The organism is Comamonas odontotermitis (assembly GCF_020080045.1).
GTDB classification, from domain to species: Bacteria; Pseudomonadota; Gammaproteobacteria; order Burkholderiales; family Burkholderiaceae_C; genus Comamonas; species Comamonas odontotermitis.
Genome location: NZ_CP083451.1, coordinates 1012857 through 1028127, shown reverse-complemented (window position 1 = coordinate 1028127; position 15271 = coordinate 1012857). Strand labels below are relative to the sequence as shown.

The following is a 15271-nucleotide window of genomic DNA, read 5'->3' as shown; positions in this document are numbered from 1 at the left end:
ATCAGTTTCCTGGGCAAAAATAGCGAGTGTCTTGGGTCGGGGCAGTACTTCCTGCTTTGCTCGGGACCTTATAAGGAGCGCAGCGGGCACTGATGGGAATGTATTGCAGATGGCAGGTGAAACCACTAGGGCAGGCATCTACTGCAGTATCCGCGCCTCCACCGGCACTTAAGCTTCCATCTGCTGCACGCACTTGAGTGGCGTCAATCTGTTTTTTATCGTCACCCGTGAGGTCTTTGCTCTCGTTTTCACGCCAAGCCACCATTACGCCCAATTGACGAGTACGGCCTGTATTAATGGCAGCCTCGCCTGGCGGAACAAAAATACTGGCCCTCCCCATTGGTAGAGTTTTCACAGCCTGTTTCCATAGCGCAAGATCGTAAGCAGCCTGAGTAGCTGGCGTGCAACCGGAAGTACAGTCACTTAGCGCAGGCTCATTGGCAAAGTTCGAGATGTAGGAGCCCATCACCCCCATGGCATTGGGATTGACCTTCATACGCTCGCTCAAATCCTCAATCAGACGGATAGCCTGTTCACGACGAACAGTGTTCTGCGTGTCGGAAAGCGTTCGCAACTGCACTCCAACAATACCCAGAATTCCCAGCGATGCCACTACCAGAGCGATTAGCGATTCAAGCAAGGTAATACCGCGTTGGCGCTTGACAGATATTGTTAGCATGAAACGTCTCCTGGCAGCGTTCGAATCCGGCCACCTGACGCCACGCATAGCGTGGTGGTAGCTGAAGAACTTACGCCAGAGCCCGCTGGCGAGATTACAAAACTATGAGCATTCAGGCCTGCCATGCCATATCGATCAAACCTTATTGAAGCACCAGAAGGAGCTTGCGTTACATTCACCTTGACAGGAGGTGACACAGTTTTCAACAAACTGCCTGCAGTACTGACAGTCCAACCACATCCCCACTCAATCGTGGCCGCCGCTTGCTGGCAACCATCAGTGCCGTTGGCTTTTTTCTGTAAAACAATGCCCCCTCCGCGCTTGATGGCCTCCGAGCGGGCGTAGTACAGCGTGGCTTGTAGTTCTTCTACGGCAGAGCGCACCCGCCAGCGTTCTATCAATCCTGTGAAGCTCGGCGCCGCCAGCGCGGCGAGTACAGCCATGATGGTGATCGTGACCATCAGTTCTACCAAGGTAAAGCCCGAACTTCTTTTACGATGAAATTTATCGGCCATCAAATACGGCTCCTTGAAATAGCGCCAAAGAGGACCGATGGCCGCATGGCCAAATTCAAGGCGTCTGCACCGACTCGGGCTTTCCGAACACCCATCAGCAATGCCCTCTGCATGCGTGTACCCCCAGGAATTCCAAAACCCCAGGTAACAATAGATACAAGTATGCTCAGGAGCGAAAAGTCCTTTTGCAGAGGGTTCCACTTGGTTGAGGACAAAATCATTTTTTCAAATTTACGCAATTGATACATTAATTCTATCAATAAATAGCTGAAGCTTTTGTGCCTTTCGTCGGCGGATCTTTTGCGCTGGTCGGACTGCCGCGTCTCGTTTCCTATGGTCAGGCACCGCTCACTGCGCCGCCTTTGACTCTCCTGAGGGTGCCGCTGCGCTGTCATCACAGCAACCGCTTAGACTGTGCCGAACTGCTTCATCAGCCAATGGCTTCATGCTTGGAAGCAAAAGTTTTTTGGAGAGTGCCGTCACACATTGACACCAGACGACAGGTGCCAGCTTGTGAAGGCCCATTCTTTCCGTCGGAAGACCTCTACCAAGCCCAGGCTGCTATGCGCCGAATAGGTATATCGCCAGTTTCTGCTTTCACTCGCTTTGATTCGCTACGAGCAAGCGCAGCAGTCTCGGCCACGAGATGTGCCGATGGCGCACGGGTGCGGCGAAGGTGTTCACGTCGCACTGTATTCTGTGTATCGGCGAGCGTACGCAGTTGAATGCCGATCATTCCTATGACGCCAAGCGCAGCGAGAACAATGGCAATCAGTGATTCAAGCAAGGTTACGCCATGCTGGCGGTTTTTTTTATTGAACATAAGTCACTAACAATCTCAACATGGTAAATCCGTCACCGGAACTTTACGAACTCGTCCCCCTCGACTCATGCATAAACCAATGGCTGCTGAATTTGAGAGATTTTTACCCTGGGGAACAATAGTGAAGCCAAAGGGCGCATCAGGCATTCCCCAACGGTCAAAAGCAATGGATGCGCCACTTTCAGACCGGGTGACTTGAATATTTCGAGGCGTTAGAAATCCTTGCAGACGAGTATCCCCGTTATTAAAATTTCCGTTCGCATTGGCATCGCTGAAAACATACCAACCGCAGTCCCATTCGTCGGAGTCATTTGCCAAATTGCAATCATTGATGCCGGTCGCTTCTTTTCGCAAGGTGATATGTCCTCCGCGGCGAATGGCCTCGGAGCGTGCGAAATACAAGGTTGATTGCAACCCATCGAAGGTCTGCATGGCGCGCCAGCGTTCCATCAGACCGGTAAAACTGGGTGCAGCCAAGGCAGTCAGTATTGCCATGATGGAAATAACCACCATCAATTCGATGGCTGTAAAGCCTTGATAATGGCGTTGCGGATATAAGTAGCTCATGCCCGCAAGCGTAGTATCGGACAAAAATAAACCGTTAAACGGATGACGGGTGGCAGACAAAACATGACAGATGGAAGCTGTATTAGTAAACGCGCCACAATAGAGACTTAACCAATCAATAGATAGATTTTTTGTGAACTCACATATGCACAGGGCGCTGGATCTGGCTGGCAGCGCACTTTTCCTGACCTCTCCCAATCCACGTGTAGGTTGCGTACTGGTGGATGGGCAAGGCCGCGTCATTGGAGAGGGCCACACCCAGCGGGCTGGAGGCCCGCATGCCGAAGTGATGGCGCTGCGGGATGCGGCTGCGCGCGGGCATGGCACCCATGGCGCAACGGCCTATGTGACGCTGGAGCCCTGTTCACACCACGGGCGCACCGGGCCCTGCTGTGATGCCTTGGTCGCTGCCGGCATCACCAAGGTAGTGGCGGCTGTGGCAGACCCGAACCCCCTGGTGGTGGGCAACGGCTTTGCACGATTGCGCGCTGCGGGTGTGGCTGTGGAAGTGTGCGACGCGCAGAACGGCGGGTCGGCGTCACGCGACTTGAACATTGGCTTTTTCAGCCGCATGGTGCGCAAGACTCCGTGGGTACGGCTCAAGGCTGCCATGTCGCTGGATGGGAAGACGGCCTTGGCCGACGGCAGCAGCCAGTGGATCACGGGCGAGGCAGCGCGTGCGGACGGTCACCATTGGCGCGCCCGCGCCTGCACCATCCTCACCGGCATTGGCACCGTGCTTGCAGATGACCCCGCTTTGGATGTCCGTTATATCGATACGCCGCGCCAGCCACGCCTGGTGGTGCTGGACAGCCAGTTGCGCACGCCACCAACGGCCCGCATCTTTGCAGCCTCACGCCAGATGCTGATCTATTGTGCGCAGGAGGATGCTGGGCGCCGGGCTGCACTGGAAGCCGCCGGTGCAGTGGTGGTCTGCCTGCCTGCAGCCAATGCCGCAGGCATTGATCTGCCCGCTCTGATGCGTGATCTGGGCCAGCGAGAGGTGAACGAGTTGCATGTAGAAGCTGGCGGCCTTCTGAATGGCGCCTTGCTGCAGGCCGGGCTGGTGGACGAGCTGGTGCTGTACCAGGCCCCTGTGCTACTGGGCCAAGGCCAGGATGCCTTTGGCGGCATGGCTTTGGCACAGTTACAAGATGCGCCGCAGCTGGAGATGGTGGAGAGCACCACCATCGGAGCCGACCAACGCATTGTCGCCCGCCTCTCCGGCCACTATGATTTTTGACAAGCAACTGCTTGCCACATAAGCGCCAGCAGCGATTTTACCCTGCAGGGATTCATCAGCACCGGCCACGCGTTCAGCCTGGGACTGCGCTTTTGACGGGTCTGCACCCTAGCTTGCATACCCAAGGCACGCACCCGCATTGGGCAAGCCTTTGCACTCGCGCAGCAGGCGGCGGTCGCGTTCAGCGGCGCTTTCACCCCCCAGGTTCTTGCTGCGTTTGGCCTTGTGGGTTTTGGCGGCATGCGTTTCGGCGGTGGTGCCTCGTTTGCGGACGGCCCAGGCATCGTGAGGAGCCAGCAAAGCCACGCCGATGAAAGCGGCCATTAGTGTGCATGCAATGTATGGTTTGCGCATAAATCTCCTCCTGGTTCGCATGAATCATGCGGTTGTCAGCTTAGGCCGCCGGGCCTGCCCCAGCCAGCCCACAACGCAAGAAGCGGCGCGCCGTTGCACGCGCGCGACGCACGCTGAAGACACCTCTGGCCAATAACGTCGGACACCGCCGTTACAACCCTTGCCAGATGCACAGGGCGCTGTTTTGCCCCGCACAATAGTGACTGCCGCCTGTTTTCGCCTTCACCATGTTCATTGATACTGCGCTCTCTTCTGCCAATCCAGCCCACGCGCTGCCTGCACCCCGGCCGCTGCGCTGGGTTGTGGGGCTCGCCATTGCAACTGCCATGCTGACAGGTTGCGCCACCAAGCTGCCCACCCAAGTGGAGAGGCCGATGTCCCATGCCGTGTCGCCCTCTGCCAGCACCGCCCTGGGGGCGCTCACCTACCAGCGCAAGCAGGCAGAGAACAAGGCCGGTGCCGAAGCCTCGGGTTTTCAGATTCTGGCCGGCGCCCAGGCCGCCTATGGCGCACGCCTGGCACTGGTGCAAGGCGCACAGACGACGCTGGATCTGCAGTACTACGCCATCCATGCCGATGCCAGCACGGCCCGCCTCCTCGATGCCGTGGTCAAGGCGGCTCGCCGGGGCGTTCGGGTACGGGTGCTGCTCGACGATTTTCATGGCACCGGGCGCAATGCCCAGGTGATGCGTCTGGCGTTCGAGCCGAACATCGAGATGCGCATGTTCAATCCACTCATGGGCAGCCGCGACTCCCCTTTCAGCCGCATGTGGTATGCCGCAACCGATTTTCAGCGCGCCCAGCAGCGCATGCACAACAAGCTGTTTCTGGCCGACAACGTGATGGGGGTGATGGGCGGGCGCAACCTCGGCGACTCCTATTTCGACAATGACGACAGCTCCAACTTCCTGGATACGGACGTGTTGATCCTGGGGCCGGTGGTCAAGGATCTGTCTCGCAGCTTTGACCGTTACTGGAACAACGAACGCGCCTATCCCGTGCAATCGCTGATCAGCAAGGATCAGCTGCTGGCCATGCAGCAGGCGTCCCAGGCCGGCGAGGTTGCAGGCGCTGGCAATGGTGCGGCCCTGAGCGGAAGTGCCAGCAGCACACGCCCCATGCCGCCGGATGGAGAGCCCCGAGGCGGCAGTATCTCCACCGAGCAGCGCGCCCGTGCATGGGACATGCAGGCTTTGGATCTGCAGACGACCCCGCTGGTTTGGGCGCGGGCCGTGATGATTGCCGATGAACCCAGCAAGATTCCGGTCGTAGATTCGGATGGCAAGAACGAAGCCATGACCACGGCCCCTGGCGTGATGGAGAGCCAAGCCCTGCGCCAACTCCGCCTGCGGTCTGCACAGGTCGCCTCCCACGCCTCCGCCAGCGGGGTAGCGCAGCCACCGCCTGCTGCCGACTCGGTGGTGGATGGCCTGATCCATCTGCTGGCCTATGCCAAAAAGGACTTGCTCATCGTCTCGCCCTACTTTGTTCCCAACGAAGACATGCGCTCGGCATTCAAGGCTGCGGTGGAGCGCGGCGTGCGCGTTCGCATTCTCACCAACTCGCTGTCTTCAAACGATGCACCCATTGCGCACGTGGGCTATGCCAGGTACCGCGAAGAGTTGCTTCGCAGTGGCGTGGACCTTTACGAGCTCATCAGCGACGACAGCACCTTGCGGGCCGCATTTGGTGTGGGCAGCGGGCAAAACAGCTTTCTCGAAGGCAAGCGCATCATGCTCCACGGCAAGATTCTGGTGCTCGACGGCCAGTTGTTCGTGACCGGCTCGATGAACCTGGACGAGCGCTCCAAACTGCAGAACACCGAGATTGCCGTTTTGGTGCGCAGCCGCGAGCTCTCCCGCCAAGCCACCGACATGATTGAACGCGGCCTGCAATCGGGCGCCTGGCATGTGGTGTTGCAGGATGGAAAGCTGGTGTGGAAGGCACCCCAGGGTAGCCAGTTGCAAGACGAAACCACGGAGCCCGATACCAGCCTGCCGCTGCGGCTGATGCTCAAGATCATCAGCCCGTTTACACCAGATTCGATGCTGTAAGAACGTATTCAGAGGGTGCGGGCCTGCAATTCGTCCAGCCAGACGGTGATGGCGCGCTGATCGGTCATCACCCGCACATGCTGGTAAGCCGCTTCGGCCTCGGGGTAGGCTCGGCGCATCAGATTGAGCCATTGTTTCAGGCGACCTGCGCGCTGGCGCGGTTCCAGATCGGCGCAGACCAGTTCCCAAAAGCGCAGCAGGGCCGGTACCAGGTCGGGCCAGCCGATATCGCGGTACCCTTGCGGCAGCGGTGTGCCAGCGCGCTCGGCCACCGCCTTGCGGATGCGCCAGGCCAGGCCCGGGTCCGCCACCATGCCGCGGCCCAGCATCAGGTCGGTGCAACCTGATTCAGCCTGGCAGCGCAAGGCGTCTTCCACCGTCCAAATCTCACCGTTGGCCACTACCGGTATCGTCACTGCCTCTCGGACGCGGGCGATCTGGTCCCAGTAGGCAGGAGGCCGGTAGCCATCCTGCTTGGTGCGGCCGTGCACCACCAGCTCGCAGGCACCTGCGGCCTGCATGGCCTGGGCACATTCGAGCATCAGGCTGCGGTCGTTGAAGCCCAGACGCATCTTGGCCGATACGGGCAGGTGCGCCGGCACGACGGCGCGCACAGACGCCACCACGGCATGGATTGCATCGGGATACTGCAGCAACGATGCGCCGCCACCGTGGCGGTTGACCACCTTGGCCGGACAGCCAAAGTTCAGGTCAATGCCTTCGGGCGACAGGGCCGCCAACTGCACCGCATTGGCCGCCATGCTGGCCGGGTCGCTTCCCAAAAGTTGCGCACGCACCGGTATTCCCGCCGCCGTATGGCTGGCGTTCAGCAGCTCGGGCATGGTGCGCAGGTAGACCTTGTCAGGCAGCAGGCTGCCTGTGATGCGGATGAACTCGGACACACAGCGGTCTGCACCGCCAATGCTGGTGAGCACATCGCGCAGCACAAAGTCGAGCAGGCCTTCCATCGGCGCCAGGAGCAATCGCATGACGGTTATTTGAGTATTTTTGCCATTGGCGCGTAGCTGTCATGCGCCAATAGCTATCAATTAAATAGCAAACAAGTTACCAGGCCGCCTGCATGCGCCACAACGTCGTCACTTCGGCAGCGCGCGCGCGGTGCAGCGGGTTGGCTTCGTCCTGCGCCTTGGGGTGTCGCGGGCGGATATGGTGCTTGCCCACGACCTGCAAGCCGGCCTCTGCAATCCAGGCCAGCAGTTCTTCACGGCGGCGCAGCCCCAGGTGCTCGGCAAAATCGGACAGCACCAGCCAGGCCTCGCCTCCTGGTGCCAGATGCTCCGATACACCGGCCAGAAAGCCGCGCAGCATGCGGCTGCCTTCGTCGTACACGGCACGCTCCACTGGCGCGCTGGGCTTGGCCGGCACCCATGGCGGGTTGCACACCACCAGGGCCGCCTTGCCTTCGGGGAAGAGATCGGTCTGTGCCAGGGTCACTCTGGCAGCCACGCCCAGGCGTTCCAGATTGTCTGCCGCACAAGCCAGCGCGCGCGGGTCGGTGTCGGTAGCCACCACCTGCTGTACCCCACGGCGCGCCAGCACAGCGGCAATCACGCCCGTGCCGGTGCCGATATCGAAAGCCAGGGATTTCTTGGCCAGCGCCGTGGGCAGCGGTGCCTGGGCGATCAGGTCGATGTATTCGCCGCGCACGGGCGAGAACACGCCATAGTGCGGGTGGATGCGGCCATAGCCGCGCGGTGCCAGTTTGGTGAGTGCGGGAATCTCCACACCCTTCTTGCGCCATTCGTGTGCGCCCACCAGCGCCTGGAGTTCGCGCAGCGACACCACGTTGCCAGGTGCGCCACTGCCTTCGACTTCGGTCACTCCCCAGGCTTCTGCACAGGCGGCATCCACCTGCGGCGCACGGCGCAGGGCCACGCCGTACTGCGCGTCCAGCTCGATCAATACCATCGACAGCACGCGCGCGCGCTGGGCCTGCAGCTGGCGCTGCTGGTGAAAGGGCAGCGCCTGCTGCGGGGTGGGCATGCCCTTCTTGGCAGCACCTCCGGAGGGTACAGGCAGCGCCTTCTTCTTGGTGCTGCGCTCACCCGTCTTGTCCAGCCGCCGGCCCAGGGCCTGCAGCAGTTGGCGCGCGTTCTGAAAATCACCGCGCCACAGCAATGCCGTGCCTTCACAGGCGAGGCGATAGGCGGTATCGGCGGGCAGGGTGTCGTCTGCCAGTACCACGCGGGCCGGTGCGGCGCTGCCGCGCTCGCAGCGCCATCGCGCACTGCGCTCGGCGTCCCCTTCGGTCCAGTGGATGGTGGCAAAGGGAACGGTGGAGGCATCGGTTGTGCCGTCAGGGCGAACGCTGGTCATGGTGGTTGCTTTCTCGCAAAGCATGCGGCGTGAGCCGCAAAAAACAAAAGAGGCCGTGCAGGACGGCCTCTTCAAGCATGTTCTGCGCTGCGCAGCGATCCGCTGTCGCAGCTGGAGGAGAGATTATCAGCGGTTCATCAAAGAGCGCTGCATGCGCACTTCTTCAATCTTGATGGCGCCCACAGTGGCCGTCTTGGCGGTGGACATTTCGCGCTTGAAACCTGCCGATTCATGGAAACGGAGTGCACGCTCGTTGCGCAGGGGCACCCAGGAAGTCACCGACGTGCAGCCTTCTTCAGACAGGCCATCACGGGCAGCATCCCACAGCGCCACGCCAACGCCTTGGTCCCAATGGCTAGGGGCTGCATAAATGGCCCAGATTTCACCGGTGGTGGGGCGGGTCTTGGCATCGCGCGAGCGGTCGAAGCCCACAAAACCGACGATCTTGTCGTTTTCCACGGCCACTTGCACCTGGGGTTCGCAAAACTCGATCGCTTCGCGCCAGTAGGCCTGGCGCTTTTCAACCGACGACATGGCTTTGAGCTGATCGTCGGGCAAGACGCCGCGATAAGCTTCTACAGAGGCAGAAGCGTGGATCTGAGCAATGGCTTTGGCATCACGAAGCGTAGCGGGACGAACCAGAATGGTGATAGTTTCAGACATGGATAACCGAAAACAAAAATCAATGAATTAACCAAAAAGCACGCACAACTCGTAATACACTGCGACCATCCCGCCCGGCCGGATGCCAGTCCCGCCCATGGAGCACCTCTGGGGCTCAACATGTGCAGTCTGCAGCACGCCATGGCTCACGCAGCAAAGGCAGACTGTGGCTGCCGATGGCTGTTTTAAGGGCGTATGGAAGAGTCAGCGCGGGAACAGCGCGCCGCAAGGGATGTGGTGCTCGAAAGCCTTCCATTGTCGCACTCCAGACATCATTTGGATAGTCCCTTGGTTGGCTTGTAGGTCAATTTACGCAAGGGTTTGCAAGCGTTGATATTTGCGCTAGGCGTTTACCCTAGGCATTACATCCCAATTAAATCAATCGCTTAGCGCAGCATCTTGCCCTTGAGCATGCGCATGATGCCGTCAAACCGCCCACCGTATGGGGGGTACAACCATTTCGCAGGCGACCAGAGCGATGCGCGCAGCACCGGTTTTGCGTGCGAAAAACGCATGAATCCATGCCTGCCATGGATAGCGCCCCAGCCACTCGCACCCCAGCCTCCAAACGGCAAGCCATCGTGTACGAACTGCAGCAGGCAGTCGTTCATGCACACACCTGCAGCCCGTACACGCAAGGCCGCATCCAGGCCTTGCCTGGCATCGCTGCCAAACCAGTAAAACGCCAGCGGTATCTCCCCCTGGTTGATGGCGGCAATCGCATCTTCGCGCTCGTCGTAGCACAGCACCGGCAGAAGGGGGCCGAAAATCTCTTCCTGCATCAATGGCATCTGCGGCGTTGCTCCGAGCACCACCACAGGCGCAAGCTGCCGGCTGATGCCCTCCCCCATCCGGCTTTGCGGCACGGCAGGCTGGTCATCGCCCATGCGGACGAGCTGCGCCCCGCCCTGCTCGGCCTGCGCCAGCATGGCCAGAAGACGGCTGGTGTGAGCGGCATTGATGATCGAGGTGTAGTCGGGGTTGCCCTGCTGCTGCGGGTACATCTGGCGCACCGCATCGGCATAGGCATCGACAAAGGCGGCTTCGCTGCCCGCTGGCAGCAATACGTAATCAGGGGCAATGCAGGTCTGTCCGGCATTCAAGAGCTTGGCATGGGCAATTTTGCGCGCAGCATCGTGAATGTCGCAGCCTGCCTCCAGCAGGCACGGCGTCTTTCCACCCAGCTCCAAAGTCGTGGGCACCAGGTGGTTGGCAGCCGCCAGCGCCACCTTGCGCCCTACGGTGGTGGAGCCGGTGAACAGCAGATGGTCGAGTGGCAATGCGGCCAGATCGGCTGCCGCCCCCGCATCGCCTACCAGCACGGCCATTTCGTCATCTGCAAAGTAACGCGCTACCAGCTCTGCCAGCAAGGCGCTGGTGGCTGGGGTGTGCTCGCTGGGCTTGACGATGACACGGTTGCCCGCCGCCAGCGCGCTGATGGCGGGCCCCAAGGCGAGCAGTACCGGGTAGTTCCATGGCGCAATCACACCGATCACCCCGAGCGGTACGGGCTGCACCCAGGCGCGCGTCGGCAGCAAGTGCAGAGGCGTTGCAACGCGCTGGGGTGCAGCCCAGCGCTTGAGCTGGCCGAGCGCCTGGGCCAATTGGCTGCGCAGTGGCAGCAGCTCGGTCAGCTCGGTCACCTTGGCAGAACGCTGCCCAAAATCAGATTGCACGGCAGCGCATATCTGGTCTGCGCTGTCTGCTATCAATTTCTGCAGACGCAGCAACCGCTCGCGCCGCCGCAGCAATGGCGTGTCGGGCTCCGCGCGGCTGGCCGCACGCATGGCGGCAAAGCGGGAGTGCAGTTCGCTCACGTCCATAACATTCCTTGTAGGCGTTGCATTGAATAATCCGCAACGTATAAAGCTCCGGGTTGTTGGTACCGCAGGTCCTGCGGTGCATCCAACGGCAATAAAAAAACCCGGCCAGCGGCATCCGCGTAACCGGGTTTTATCCAGAACAGGGCGCGCCCTGCCTTCTTCAATGCTGCGAACGAATCTCGCGCGGCTCCACATCGGTAACGTCGATGACCGCAGCACGCCCTGGCGCAGATGCCGCAGCGCGGTCATTGCCGCCACTGCCGTTGGCAGTCCAGCGCGCTGTGGAGCGGTACACCGTGGTCCACCCCGAAGCCGGGTTCATCTTGAATGCAAACGGAACCACCGGTTTGCCGGTCAGCTTGGCCCACAACATGCGAGCGCCCCACAGGAGCGCGGCGATGGCGGCTACCACCAGCAGGCTGGCGAAAAACACCAAGCCGGCCAGCACGACGACCACTCGCAAAGTCCAGCTCACCACGGTTGCCAACAATTCGTTCAACGCATTTCCTTTCAAAGCTCATGGCCCATCACAGCACTGCTGCATGACACCATGTGATGGGCATGCTGCGATTTTTCAAGCCCCGCACGGCCCAATGACCGCTCAACAAGCATAGCGCACTGCAATGCTTGTGGGCTCAGCATGGGTACTGGGCAGGTGCCCAGCCCCCGGCATCAGGCCTGCTCCACCGACTTGCCGAAATGGAACTCGCCCGGCGCCTGTACTGGATCGACCGACACGGGAATGGTGCTCTTGGGCGGATACTTGCCTTCCAGCAACAACCTCGACAGCGGGTTCTCAATGCGCTGCTGAATGGCGCGCTTGAGAGGACGGGCGCCAAACACCGGATCGAAGCCCACCTTGGCCAGCTCGGCCATGGCTGCATCCGACACCTGCAGGTGCAGATCCATCTTGGCCAGGCGCGCCTCCAGTTGCTTGAGCTGGATACGGGCAATCGATTCAATGTTCTTGGCATCCAGGCCGTGGAACACCACCGTCTCGTCGATACGGTTGAGGAATTCGGGGCGGAAATGGTTCTTGAGTTCCCCCCACACCGCGTCTTTTACATCTTCATACGGTTGCCCGACCATCGCCTGGATGAGCTGGGAGCCGATGTTGCTGGTCATCACGATCACCGTGTTCTTGAAGTCCACGGTCCGGCCCTGGCCATCGGTCAGGCGTCCGTCGTCCAGCACCTGCAGCAGGATGTTGAAGACATCGGGGTGGGCCTTCTCCACCTCGTCCAGCAGGATGACGCTATAGGGCTTGCGACGCACAGCCTCGGTCAGATAGCCGCCTTCGTCATAGCCCACATAGCCTGGGGGCGCTCCGATCAGGCGCGATACCGAGTGCTTTTCCATGAACTCGCTCATGTCGACACGGATCAGGTGGTCTTCGCTGTCGAACAGGAAGCCCGCCAAGGCCTTGCACAGCTCGGTCTTGCCCACGCCGGTCGGGCCCAGGAACAGGAACGATCCGGTAGGCCGGTTCGGGTCGGACAAGCCGGAGCGAGAACGGCGGATGGCGTTGGAGACGGCATTGATCGCCTCGTCCTGGCCCACCACACGCTCGTGCAGCTTGGCTTCCATGTGCAGAAGCTTGTCCTTTTCGCCCTGCATCATCTTGGCAACCGGGATGCCAGTCGCGCGGCTCACCACTTCAGCGATTTCCTCGGCACCCACCTGGGTGCGCAGCAGCTTGTGGCCCTTGTCCTTGGCCTGTTCGCCCTTTTCGTCCTTCTGCACATCGGCCAGCTGCTTTTCCAGGCTGGGCAGCTTGCCGTACTGCAGCTCAGCCACCTGGTTGAAATCGCCTTTGCGCGTGGCTTCCTGGATCTGGAACTTGATCTGGTCAATCTCCTTGCGGATCTGCTCGCTGCCCATGGCATCGGCCTTCTCGGCCTTCCAGATTTCCTCCATGTCGGCGTACTCGCGCTCGATCTTGGACAGGTCTTCCTCGATCAGCGCCAGGCGTTTCTGCGAAGCCTCGTCGGTCTCCTTCTTCATCGCCTCGCGCTCGATCTTGAGCTGGATCATGCGGCGTTCGAGCTTGTCCATCACCTCAGGCTTGGAGTCGATCTCGATCTTGATCTTGGCAGCGGCCTCGTCGATCAGGTCAATCGCCTTGTCGGGCAGAAAACGGTCGGTGATGTAGCGCGCCGACAGCTCGGCTGCAGCGACGATGGCCGGGTCGGTGATATCCACGCCGTGATGGGCTTCGTACTTTTCCTGCAGGCCGCGCAAAATGGCAATGGTGTCTTCCACCGAAGGCTCGTTGACCAGCACTTTCTGGAAGCGCCTCTCCAGCGCGGCATCCTTTTCGATGTACTTGCGGTATTCATCGAGCGTAGTAGCGCCGATGCAATGGAGCTCGCCGCGCGAGAGCGCCGGTTTGAGCATATTGCCCGCGTCCATGGCGCCATCGGCCTTGCCCGCGCCCACCATGGTATGGATTTCGTCGATGAACAGGATGATGCGCCCTTCTTCTTGCGCCACTTCCTTGAGCACCGATTTCAGACGCTCTTCAAAATCGCCCCGGTACTTGGCACCGGCCAGCAGGCCTGCCATGTCCAGCACCAGCACTTTCTTGTCGCGCAAGGTATCGGGCACTTCTCCCGCTACGATGCGCTGGGCCAGACCTTCGACAATGGCCGTTTTGCCTACGCCGGGCTCGCCGATGAGCACCGGGTTGTTCTTGCTGCGCCGCTGCAGCACCTGGATGGTGCGGCGAATCTCGTCATCGCGGCCGATCACCGGGTCGAGCTTGCCGCTTCTGGCGCGCTCGGTCAGGTCAAGCGTGTATTTCTTCAGGGCTTCCCGCTGGCTTTCGCCGTCTGCGCTGTCCATACTCTGTCCTCCGCGCACGGCGTCAATCGCCGCTTCCAACGCCTTGCGGGTCAACCCCGCTTCACGAACGATCCGGCCCGCCTCACCCTTGTCATCGGTCAAGGCCAGCAGGAACAGTTCGCTGGCATAGAACTGGTCGCCACGCTTGATGGCCTCCTTCTCGGTCGCCTGCAGCACGCGCTGCAACTCGGGACCCACCGTGACCTGGTCCTGCCCCTGCACCTGCGGCAGGCGCTTGATGGCATTCTCGGCTGCGGTCGTCATCGCCGCCACGTTGGCGCCGGAGCGTGCCAGGAGCGACTTGGGGCCATCTGGCTGGCGCAGCATGGCAGTAAGTACGTGGATGGGTTCGATATAGGCGTTGTCGTTGCCAAGCGCCAGCGATTGGGCGTCGGACAGTGCCTCTTGGAACTTGGTGGTTAATTTATCGATTCGCATGAAATGAATATTCCGTCTGGAAAATTGAACTGCAGAATATTTTGCGTCGCCTGCCGGTTTTTCAAGGAGCTGCAGGCAGCCTGATACGGGTATATCAGGCGCGCGCCATCCGGTCTGCAGGACGAATCCCACAGTGTTTTTCATTCAAATCAGCCAATAGTGCACAACGGAAAAGCGCCGGTAGCTATGGTTTTAAAAGCAACGTGCCCATGCAGCAGATGCGTCGCATTCGTGGCTTGTCCACCATATTCAGCAGCCGCATGCGGATTGATAAAAGCCGCAACCTCTATTGCTATATAAAAAATAGCTTTTTGCGCTCACCAGCTAGGCGCCAACAGCCATTTTCATGAAATTCCGCAACAACTGTCAGCAAGAAGGCGTTACGGCGCCAAGGCCCTTGCAGACCAAGATTCAGTTCCAGCGAGCCATCGCTGCGTCGTCGGCCACGCGCGCGTCCACCCAGCGCGCGCCGCCGGGGGTGTCTTCCTTCTTCCAAAAGGGTGCCTGCGTCTTGAGGTAATCCATCAGGAATTCGCAGGCCGTAAAGCTCTCGCCCCGGTGCGCGCTCGACACGGCCACCAGTACGATCTGGTCCTGCGGCGCCAACAAACCCACGCGATGGATGACGCGCGCACCATAGATATCAAAACGCTGGCGCGCTGCCTCCACCATCTCGGCAATCGACTTTTCTGTCATGCCCGGGTAGTGCTCCAACTCCATGCTGGCCACGCTGCTGCCGTCATTGCGATCACGCACCGTGCCCACAAAGCTGCACACCGCGCCAATGCGCGCATCTGCCGCGCGCAGCAGGCGCAGCTCCTCGCTCACATCAAAGTCAGCGGTCTGGACGGCGATATGGGTGTGGAACATGGAGATAAATCGGTCAACTGGCGGGGTTGGGATAGGCCAAGCGTAGCATGGCTCATCAACG

General features: G+C 60.3%; 14 protein-coding genes. 2 read left to right on the top strand and 12 right to left on the bottom strand.

Annotated elements, in window-relative coordinates; all coding sequences use genetic code 11:
- Window position 1: 1 nt before the first annotated feature.
- From pilV to LAD35_RS04780, 4 genes are all read right to left on the bottom strand, one after another.
- Window positions 2-679: a type IV pilus modification protein PilV gene (pilV, locus tag LAD35_RS04795; protein ID WP_224151568.1), complete on the bottom strand. Its 678-nt coding sequence runs from the start codon at window positions 677-679 to the stop codon at window positions 2-4.
- Window positions 673-1194, bottom strand: coding sequence for a GspH/FimT family pseudopilin (locus LAD35_RS04790; RefSeq protein ID WP_224151567.1), 522 nt, complete (start codon window positions 1192-1194; stop codon window positions 673-675). Before LAD35_RS04790 ends, pilV begins: the two co-directional genes overlap by 7 nt.
- A gap of 544 nt (window positions 1195-1738) precedes the next feature.
- Entirely contained in the window at window positions 1739-2017 is a 279-nt protein-coding gene (locus LAD35_RS22370; RefSeq protein ID WP_396022770.1) for a prepilin-type N-terminal cleavage/methylation domain-containing protein, read from the bottom strand.
- A 15-nt stretch (window positions 2018-2032) separates the two neighbouring features.
- Window positions 2033-2644, bottom strand: coding sequence for a GspH/FimT family pseudopilin (locus tag LAD35_RS04780; RefSeq protein WP_224151566.1), 612 nt, complete (start codon window positions 2642-2644; stop codon window positions 2033-2035).
- A gap of 85 nt (window positions 2645-2729) precedes the next feature.
- On the opposite strand from LAD35_RS04780, the gene ribD reads away from it, so the two are divergent.
- Complete coding sequence (gene ribD / locus LAD35_RS04775) at window positions 2730-3827, top strand: bifunctional diaminohydroxyphosphoribosylaminopyrimidine deaminase/5-amino-6-(5-phosphoribosylamino)uracil reductase RibD (RefSeq protein WP_224152586.1); 1098 nt, start codon at window positions 2730-2732, stop codon at window positions 3825-3827.
- 108 nt (window positions 3828-3935) lie between these two features.
- On the opposite strand, the gene LAD35_RS04770 is transcribed toward ribD, so the two are convergent.
- Complete coding sequence (locus LAD35_RS04770; RefSeq protein ID WP_224151565.1) at window positions 3936-4181, bottom strand: hypothetical protein; 246 nt, start codon at window positions 4179-4181, stop codon at window positions 3936-3938.
- Window positions 4182-4408: 227 nt separating this feature from the next.
- On the opposite strand from LAD35_RS04770, the gene LAD35_RS04765 reads away from it, so the two are divergent.
- Entirely contained in the window at window positions 4409-6235 is a 1827-nt protein-coding gene (locus tag LAD35_RS04765) for a phospholipase D-like domain-containing protein (RefSeq protein ID WP_224151564.1), read from the top strand.
- 8 nt (window positions 6236-6243) lie between these two features.
- Here the strand turns inward: LAD35_RS04765 and LAD35_RS04760 are convergent, their stop codons facing one another.
- The 7 genes from LAD35_RS04760 to moaE form a co-directional block, all read right to left on the bottom strand.
- Window positions 6244-7224, bottom strand: a complete 981-nt coding sequence (locus tag LAD35_RS04760; protein ID WP_224151563.1) for a tRNA dihydrouridine synthase — start codon at window positions 7222-7224, stop codon at window positions 6244-6246.
- A gap of 76 nt (window positions 7225-7300) precedes the next feature.
- A complete protein-coding gene (locus LAD35_RS04755; protein WP_224151562.1) occupies window positions 7301-8572 on the bottom strand; it encodes a methyltransferase in 1272 nt (423 codons plus the stop codon).
- A gap of 126 nt (window positions 8573-8698) precedes the next feature.
- On the bottom strand, window positions 8699-9235 hold the full coding sequence (locus LAD35_RS04750) for a GNAT family N-acetyltransferase (protein WP_224151561.1): 537 nt from the start codon (window positions 9233-9235) through the stop codon (window positions 8699-8701).
- A 386-nt stretch (window positions 9236-9621) separates the two neighbouring features.
- Complete coding sequence (locus tag LAD35_RS04745; RefSeq protein ID WP_224151560.1) at window positions 9622-11058, bottom strand: aldehyde dehydrogenase family protein; 1437 nt, start codon at window positions 11056-11058, stop codon at window positions 9622-9624.
- Window positions 11059-11218: 160 nt separating this feature from the next.
- Window positions 11219-11557 carry a hypothetical protein gene (locus LAD35_RS04740; RefSeq protein ID WP_224151559.1) on the bottom strand — a complete coding sequence of 113 codons (339 nt, stop codon included), beginning with the start codon at window positions 11555-11557 and terminating at the stop codon, window positions 11219-11221.
- Between the two features lie 173 nt (window positions 11558-11730).
- Window positions 11731-14340 (bottom strand): ATP-dependent chaperone ClpB, encoded by a 2610-nt coding sequence (gene clpB / locus LAD35_RS04735; RefSeq protein ID WP_224151558.1) that lies wholly within the window; start codon window positions 14338-14340, stop codon window positions 11731-11733.
- A gap of 411 nt (window positions 14341-14751) precedes the next feature.
- Window positions 14752-15210, bottom strand: a complete 459-nt coding sequence (gene moaE / locus LAD35_RS04730) for a molybdopterin synthase catalytic subunit MoaE (RefSeq protein WP_224151557.1) — start codon at window positions 15208-15210, stop codon at window positions 14752-14754.
- Window positions 15211-15271 lie beyond the last annotated feature (61 nt).

Coding starts and splice junctions, on each gene's coding strand:
- moaE (WP_224151557.1), bottom strand. CDS start 15,210: ATGTTCCACACCCATATCGCCGTCCAGACCGCTGACTTTGATGTGAGC.
- LAD35_RS04755 (WP_224151562.1), bottom strand. CDS start 8,572: ATGACCAGCGTTCGCCCTGACGGCACAACCGATGCCTCCACCGTTCCC.
- LAD35_RS22370 (WP_396022770.1), bottom strand. CDS start 2,017: ATGTTCAATAAAAAAAACCGCCAGCATGGCGTAACCTTGCTTGAATCA.
- LAD35_RS04790 (WP_224151567.1), bottom strand. CDS start 1,194: ATGGCCGATAAATTTCATCGTAAAAGAAGTTCGGGCTTTACCTTGGTA.
- LAD35_RS04760 (WP_224151563.1), bottom strand. CDS start 7,224: ATGCGATTGCTCCTGGCGCCGATGGAAGGCCTGCTCGACTTTGTGCTG.
- LAD35_RS04770 (WP_224151565.1), bottom strand. CDS start 4,181: ATGCGCAAACCATACATTGCATGCACACTAATGGCCGCTTTCATCGGC.
- ribD (WP_224152586.1), top strand. CDS start 2,730: ATGCACAGGGCGCTGGATCTGGCTGGCAGCGCACTTTTCCTGACCTCT.
- LAD35_RS04765 (WP_224151564.1), top strand. CDS start 4,409: ATGTTCATTGATACTGCGCTCTCTTCTGCCAATCCAGCCCACGCGCTG.
- clpB (WP_224151558.1), bottom strand. CDS start 14,340: ATGCGAATCGATAAATTAACCACCAAGTTCCAAGAGGCACTGTCCGAC.
- LAD35_RS04745 (WP_224151560.1), bottom strand. CDS start 11,058: ATGGACGTGAGCGAACTGCACTCCCGCTTTGCCGCCATGCGTGCGGCC.
- pilV (WP_224151568.1), bottom strand. CDS start 679: ATGCTAACAATATCTGTCAAGCGCCAACGCGGTATTACCTTGCTTGAA.
- LAD35_RS04750 (WP_224151561.1), bottom strand. CDS start 9,235: ATGTCTGAAACTATCACCATTCTGGTTCGTCCCGCTACGCTTCGTGAT.